Source organism: Microbacterium sp. ARD31, assembly GCF_031844425.1.
In genome coordinates this window covers 310,896-317,371 of the sequence record NZ_JAUZVE010000006.1, presented here as the reverse complement: position 1 = coordinate 317,371, position 6,476 = coordinate 310,896, and the positions used below count along the sequence as shown (strand labels likewise).

General features: G+C 70.3%; 6 protein-coding genes and 2 pseudogenes. 2 read left to right on the top strand and 6 right to left on the bottom strand.

Translation table 11 applies throughout. The annotated features are described in order from the left end of the window. Nucleotides 1-675: pseudogene (locus tag Q9S36_RS18895) on the bottom strand (heavy metal translocating P-type ATPase); the annotation flags it as partial. Between the two features lie 78 nt (nucleotides 676-753). Between Q9S36_RS18895 and Q9S36_RS18890 the strand changes: the two are divergent. Both Q9S36_RS18890 and Q9S36_RS18885 read left to right on the top strand, forming a co-directional pair. Continuing rightward, nucleotides 754-1,086: a metalloregulator ArsR/SmtB family transcription factor gene (locus tag Q9S36_RS18890; protein ID WP_311286458.1), complete on the top strand. Its 333-nt coding sequence runs from the start codon at nucleotides 754-756 to the stop codon at nucleotides 1,084-1,086. 148 nt (nucleotides 1,087-1,234) lie between these two features. Then, nucleotides 1,235-1,555: a hypothetical protein gene (locus tag Q9S36_RS18885; RefSeq protein ID WP_311286457.1), complete on the top strand. Its 321-nt coding sequence runs from the start codon at nucleotides 1,235-1,237 to the stop codon at nucleotides 1,553-1,555. A 305-nt stretch (nucleotides 1,556-1,860) separates the two neighbouring features. On the opposite strand, the gene Q9S36_RS18880 is transcribed toward Q9S36_RS18885, so the two are convergent. From Q9S36_RS18880 to Q9S36_RS18860, 5 genes and pseudogenes are all read right to left on the bottom strand, one after another. Then, the gene (locus tag Q9S36_RS18880) at nucleotides 1,861-2,340 is read right to left on the bottom strand and encodes a GNAT family N-acetyltransferase (RefSeq protein WP_311286456.1); all 480 of its coding nucleotides are present in this window, start codon (nucleotides 2,338-2,340) and stop codon (nucleotides 1,861-1,863) included. A 167-nt stretch (nucleotides 2,341-2,507) separates the two neighbouring features. Further along, the gene (locus Q9S36_RS18875; RefSeq protein WP_311286455.1) at nucleotides 2,508-4,025 is read right to left on the bottom strand and encodes an NAD(P)/FAD-dependent oxidoreductase; all 1,518 of its coding nucleotides are present in this window, start codon (nucleotides 4,023-4,025) and stop codon (nucleotides 2,508-2,510) included. Next, a pseudogene (locus Q9S36_RS18870) lies at nucleotides 3,932-4,849 on the bottom strand (UbiA family prenyltransferase); the annotation flags it as partial. The gene Q9S36_RS18875 and the pseudogene Q9S36_RS18870, both read right to left, overlap by 94 nt. A 105-nt stretch (nucleotides 4,850-4,954) precedes the next feature. After that, a complete protein-coding gene (locus tag Q9S36_RS18865; RefSeq protein WP_311286454.1) occupies nucleotides 4,955-5,452 on the bottom strand; it encodes a gluconokinase in 498 nt (165 codons plus the stop codon). Then, nucleotides 5,449-6,471: an L-idonate 5-dehydrogenase gene (locus tag Q9S36_RS18860; RefSeq protein WP_311286453.1), complete on the bottom strand. Its 1,023-nt coding sequence runs from the start codon at nucleotides 6,469-6,471 to the stop codon at nucleotides 5,449-5,451. Before Q9S36_RS18860 ends, Q9S36_RS18865 begins: the two co-directional genes overlap by 4 nt. Between the last annotated feature and the right edge of the window lie 5 nt (nucleotides 6,472-6,476).

Below are 6,476 nucleotides of genomic sequence, written 5' to 3'. Positions count from 1 at the left end.
TGTGCCGGCGAACACCCGGTTGGCGGCGGGCAGGGTGTCGACGGTGCGCATCGCCCGCTCCGGGTCGGCCACCGGCTCCTTCTCCACCGGAATCGACTCCCCGGTGACTGCGGACTGATCCACTGCGGACACCCCGGAGATCACGAACCCGTCTGAGGGAATGCGGGAGTTCGGGCGGATGACGACGATGTCCCCGACGACGATCTCCTCCACCGGCACCTCCACCAGCTCGTCCCCGCCGCGGCGCACTAGGGCGCTGCGGGGAGCGAGCTCGGCGAGCGATTCGATGGACTTGCTGGCACGGCTGAGGGCGTATTCCTCGAGCGCGTGGCCGAGGCTGAACAGGAACAGCAGCACCGCCCCTTCCGCCCACCGGCCGATGAGGGCGGCGCCGATAGCGGCCACCAGCATGAGGAAGTCGACCTCGAACTTCCCTCGCATCGTCGAGGCGATCGCGGTGCGGAACGTGAAGAACCCACCGAAGAAGTAGGTGGCGAGGAAGAACACCAACGGCCACCCGACCATCGGCAGCCCCAACGCGAACTCGGCGATCATCCCGCCCGCGTAGGTCACGCCCGCGGCGATCGCGAACCACAGCTCCCACCGGGCCGAACCGTGGGAATGGTCGTGCGTCTCCGCAGCGGGTGCGGTAGTCGTCGGGGAAGAAGCAGTCATGCGAGCAGGATACATCACAAGATCATGATATGGTGTCATTGTGAATGATTATCGTGATCGGAGGGCACAATGGTGAGCATGGCCGGTACTGAGACGCGTCGGGAAGCAGGCTCCCTGTCCGTGGCGGATGCTGAGCGTCTCGCCGAGATCATGCAGGCGCTGGCGTCACCTGTGCGGCTGCGCATTCTGAGCGCGTTGAGTGTTCAGCCGAGCACCGTGACCGACCTCAGCGAACAGCTGCACATCGGACAGACCACTGCATCGAACCATCTGCGGCTACTGCGGCATCTGAGCCTGGTCATCGGCACGCGCGACGGCCGGCACATCCACTACTCACTCTTCGACGGCCACGTCTCCGAACTGCTCGAGGAAGCCATCGGGCACCTCGAGCATCTGCCCGGCGGAGGATGACGCTTGCCGGAGATCCCCGATTGACGAGGGGGTTCCGCGTTCACGTCGAGGGGCTCTGCGGCGGCTGGGGAGAGCGCGTCGCTGCCGGTTCGGACCCGCTGCATAGTTAGCTAGCCGATCGCCGCGGCGGCCATGAGCTCTTGTAAGAATGGTTCGCGAATGGCTTGCTACCGGGATGTTTGCTGGAGCGAACGACTCGGAGGAAAAGGCAGCCCCAGTTGTCAGTGAGCTGGCGAGTCACGAGCTGACGTTGTCCCATGATCGGCACATCCCGGCGGAGAAGGCGAAAGAGATCGGCATCTCTGTCGAAATGCTCGAGTCGAACGACGACCTGCAGGAAGCGGTTCTCAGCGTTCATCACGCTTGTATCCAGACCCTGGCTGAGACACCGGCGTTCAAGATCATTGCGAACCACATGGGTGTCGGGTTCATCACATCGGTCAGGATGGCGCCGCCTACAGCCGGTTAGGTTGCCCGAGAACTAGGGCGACCCGACCGACCGGCGAGCGTGCAGCGTCGACCACGCCAGTTCGAGGGGCGCATAGCGGTCGCTGCTGGCGTCGCGCTCAACGCGCGCTGATGGACACGCTGAATGTCGAAGGCGCGAACCTGGTCGTCCCCGGTGCACCCGCGTGGTCCTGGGCGGACACTTCGGCCCGGGACGCTTACTTGTCGGAGCGGACATTTCATGACGGCGTTGCTCGGGAATCCGATTCTGTCATGGACATGTCTGAGCGGTTCCTACAGGCCGGGTCGTCCCCCGTCCTGCTCGGATCAGCGCGGCATCCGTCGTTCCAGGATCAGGTCGCGCGGCTCGCTGAAACCGAGTCGCCGGTAGAGCGCTTCGCCGTCCGCCGTCGCAGCGAGGCGCACGACGCGGACGGCCGTCTCGGCGTCGAACCACTGCAGCAGCGCTTCCACGCAGGTGCGGGCGAGCCCGCGGCGGCGGAACGCGGGGAACGTCACGACGTTCGCGATCTCGCCCCGCAGTCCGCTTGGGTTGCGGGGCGACGGGGCGTGGTCGTCGACCGTGCCCACGGCGCACGCGACGACGCCGTCACCGGGGACCTCGGCGATGATCGCGGCGCACCGCGTCGGCTCGGCGAGACGGGCGCGGTACCAGGCCGCGGCATCCGCTCGCCAGGACTCGTCGCCCGTGTCCGCACCCATGTCGCGCATCATCTGCGCGCGCAGGTCGACGAGCGCGGGAACGTCGGCGGCGCGGGCACGGCGGATCACAGCGTCGGTCGTCACACCCTGATGCTACGGGCGAGCGTTCCGGGGACGTGTTCGATCGCTCCCGCGCGCGGCGGGCGACGAATCGCGTTCCCGGAGCCGACGCGGCCTGCGCTCCAGGGGGTGCATCCGGTCGTTCACCGCTCGCGCACGCGACGACTCGCGTCCCCGGAACCCGACCCCGATCAGACCGGATGCCGCTGCAACAGCTTCGCGGCGACCATCATCGCCCCGCCGAGCACGGCGGGGATCCCACCGCCCGGATGCACGGACGCACCCACGCGCCAGAGCCACGGCGTCCGCGGGTCGTGGTGCGCGGGGCGGTGCAGCGGGCCGCTCATCCACAGCGGTCGCGCGGCGCCGTACAGCGCGCCGTGGCGCTCGCCGAACGTGCCGAAGTAGCGCGGGTCGAGGACCGCGGCATCCGTCATCGTGTCGGTCAACAGGTCATCGAGACCCATCGTCCGCGAGATCCGTTCGACCTCGCGGCGCACGAACGGATGCTCGAGGCTGTACCCCGACCCGTCGGCCGGAGCGGTCAGCAGCAGCGCGAGCGTGCTGCGGTCGTTCGGGTAGATCTCGCCCGCCCGGTACAGGTTCACGAACGCCATCGTGTCGGCGGGCTCGTCGCCCGCGGCGAGGCTGCGGAACAGCGCGTCGGGCTTGGTGGGGAGGATGACGCTGTGCGCCGCGATCCGCTCGGGCAGCGGCTCGCGCAGCGCCCCGTAGATCGCGACAGCCGAGCACGACAGCGCGCGCGCCCGCCGCGGTCGCCGGCCGAGCAGCGCGTCGACGCGGTCGGCGTCGAGGGCGCTCACGACGACGTCGGCCGCGAACGATCCGCGGGCCGTCGTGACGCGGCCGCGCTCGAGACGCGTCACGGTCTCGCCGGTGCGGATGTCGACACCGGCGGCATCCGCCATCCGTTCCAGCGCGAGCGGGATCTCGTACACGCCGCCGCGCGGCACCCACACGCCGGATGCCGCCATGATCGCCGGCATGCTCGCGTAGAGCGCGGGCGTCTGCGACGGCGACACCCCGGCATTGAGGGTGTGGATCGCGATGATCTCGCGCAGCCCGTCGGGCATCCACGTGAGGCTGTCGAGGTAGGCCCGGGTGCTGAGCCGCGGGCCGTAGACGGCGAGCAGCCGGCGCAGCGAGGGGAGCGACCGCCGGTCGAGCGGATCGGCGACCAGCAGCGCGGTCACGTCGTCGGCGAGCGGAGCGTGCAGATCGCTGAAGCGTCGCCACGCTGGATACCACGGGTGGCCGGGCGGCACCGGCAGCGTGACTTCTTCGCCGTCGTAGTAGTAGCGGCCCACCTCGGGCAGGCGCTCGAGGTCGAGCGCGCCCGGATCCGTGCCGAGACGCGCGCACAGCTCGCGCCACACCCCGGGGAACGTCACGAGCGACGGCCCCGAGTCGATGCGCTCGCCGTCGACCTCGAGCCTGCGGCTCTTGCCGCCGACCCGGTCCGCCGCCTCGAGCAGGGTCACCTCGTGACCGGCACGGGAGAGAAGAGCGGATGCCGCCAGCCCCCCCAGTCCGGCACCGACCACCACGATGCGGCTCATCCGTACGCCTCGAAGAACATCTTCGTCAGCTGCAACCCGCTCGCCACCGACCCGGCGACGTACGGGAACGCGATCGACACCGGGTAGAGGCGGCGACCGGTCGCGGGAGTGGGGCGCACCAGCATCCACACGACGAGGACACCGGCGATGACGGCGTTGAGCGCGGCGACCGGGATGCTGACGAACGCGAACAGCCCGCTCGACGCGAGCCACCAGAAGCCGCTCCACAGCGCCGTGCCGCGCGGCCCGAGGAGGACGGCGGTCGTCCGGATGCCGGCCTCGCGGTCCTCGTCGATGTCCTGCACGGCGTCGTAGGCGTGCTTCGCGACGCTCCAGACGAGCAGCCCGGCCACGGCGGGCCACAGCGGCGGAGCGCCGAGCGCGACGGGGACGATCAGCAGCGGGAGCCCGTAGGCCGCGTTGCTCAGCGAGTCGAGGAACGGTCGCTGTTTGAACCGCAGCGGCGGCGCCGAGTAGAACACGAACACCGCCGTGTAAAGCAGGATCAGCGCGTTCGCGGCGAGCGGGTAGGCGATCAGGAACCACGCGAGGAACGGCACGTTCGTGATCGCGACGGCCCAGACGATCGTCCGCACCTCGCGCGGCTCAATCCGGGCGCCCTCGATCGACCCCTTGCGCGGGTTCAGGGCGTCGGTCTCCTGGTCGAAGATGTCGTTCACGCCGTAGATCAGCAGGTTGAACGGCAGCGTCAGCCAGACGAGGAGCGGGATCGCCGTGGGATCCAGCAGCGCGCCGGTGAGCCACATCCCGAGCACGCCGGTGCCGATCGTGTTGATCCAGAGCACGGGGCGCGAGATGTGGACGAGGCGCCCGAGGGTCGTCCGCCAGGTGACGGGCCGGGTCGGCGCAGGGTGGTCGATGGCGGTTCTCCTCGGATGCGGCGGCGCGGACGGCCGTCTTCCGCGATTGTATGCGGGGCGATCGACCGGCATCCCGCTCTTGCGCGCAGCGGCGCGCTCGGGTCGCGGCGCGGCGCTCGCCTGTCGCAACGTGCAAACGCGCGCGGCGTGTTGTGACAGGGGAGCGCGGGCGGAGCCTCAGTCGGCCTGGTCGAGCGCGATGCGCGCGCGTCGCGCCACATCGAGGATGCGGCCGACGTTCTCGACCGCGACGCCCGGTTCGTCCTCGCCGAGGTGTTCGAGGGTCGCGAGCTGCGAGGCGAGGAGCGCCGGCGGCATGAAGTGCTCGCGCGACCGCATCCGTCGGTCGAGCTCTTCGGGCGACACGACGAGTTCGACGAAGCGGACGTCCGGGGCGGCGGCGCGGATGCGATCGCGATAGCGGCGGGCCAGCGCCGAGCACGCGACGACCAGGCCCGGAGCGTCGGCGAGCGTCGACCCGACGATGTCGAGCCAGGGCGCGCGATCCTCGTCGTCGAGGGGGTGGCCGGCCTCCATCTTCGCCACGTTCGCCGCCGGGTGCAGATCGTCGGCGTCGACGAAGTCGACGCCGAGATCGACGGCGAGGGCGGCTCCGACGGCGGTCTTGCCCGACCCGCTCGGTCCCATGACGACGATGCGCGGTGCGGTGCTCACGATGCCACCTTCGCAGAGTTCATCGCGACGACAACCTTGCTGCTGTCGGCGGGGCGCCGCGCCGTCTCGAACGCCTCGATCGCGTCGGCCGGCGCGAACTCGTGGGTGATGACGGAGTCGATCTCGGGGCGGCGGCCCAGCACCTCGATGGCGTGGTCGATCTCGTCGAGAAACCGGAAGGCACCGGTGAGCGTGGCCTCTTTCGAGATGAGCGGCGCGATGTTCACGCCGACCGGCTGATTCGGCAGCATCCCGATCTGCACGATGGTGCCTCGCCGACGGACGGCGGCGATCGCGGACGACACCGCGGGTGCGGCACCGGAGCACTCGAGCACGACGTCGTAGGTGTCCGAGGGGATCGCGTCCTCGCCGACCCGCCACACGGCATCGGCCCCGAGCGCGCGCGCCCGGTCGAGCGGCTCGGGCAGCAGGTCGGTGATCTCTACACGTGCGGCGCCGGCCTCCTGTGCGGCGACGACGGCGAGCAGTCCGATGGGGCCGGCGCCGCAGACGAGCACGCGCGCTCCGTCGAGGGAGCCCGCCCGACCCGCACCGTGCAGGGCGACGGCCAGGGGCTCGGCGAGGGCGGCGCGACGCACGGGCAGCTCCGCGGGCAGAGTCCGGATCATGCCGGCATCCACCACCAGGTACTCGCTCATCGCGCCCTGCGTGTGCGGGGTGGTCGCGGCGCTGCCGAGGTAGCTGCCGCCGGGGCGCAGATGGGGTTCGACCGGAGTCGACCCCTCGGGACCGAACCGGGCGGGATGCACCGTCACCGGCGTGCCGGGTGCGAAGCGCCCGTCGGGGTCGAGGTCGACCCACCCCGACAGCTCGTGCCCGGGAACGAGGGGCTCGGTGACGACGAACGCTCCGTTCGCCCCCTCGCCGTAGTAGTGCAGGTCGGACCCGCAGATCCCCACGTAGCCCACGCGCACGCGGACCTGGCCGGCGTCGGGCTCGGGGACGGGGTGCTCGGCCACGGTGAGGTCGAGCTTTCCGTTGATGACGACGGCATCCATGTCTT

What these genes read in the sequence shown, in the direction of transcription:
- Q9S36_RS18885 (WP_311286457.1), top strand. Translation starts at nt 1,235, where the DNA reads ATGGTTCGCGAATGGCTTGCTACCGGGATGTTTGCTGGAGCGAACGAC.
- Q9S36_RS18890 (WP_311286458.1), top strand. Translation starts at nt 754, where the DNA reads ATGGCCGGTACTGAGACGCGTCGGGAAGCAGGCTCCCTGTCCGTGGCG.
- Q9S36_RS18860 (WP_311286453.1), bottom strand. Translation starts at nt 6,471, where the DNA reads ATGGATGCCGTCGTCATCAACGGAAAGCTCGACCTCACCGTGGCCGAG.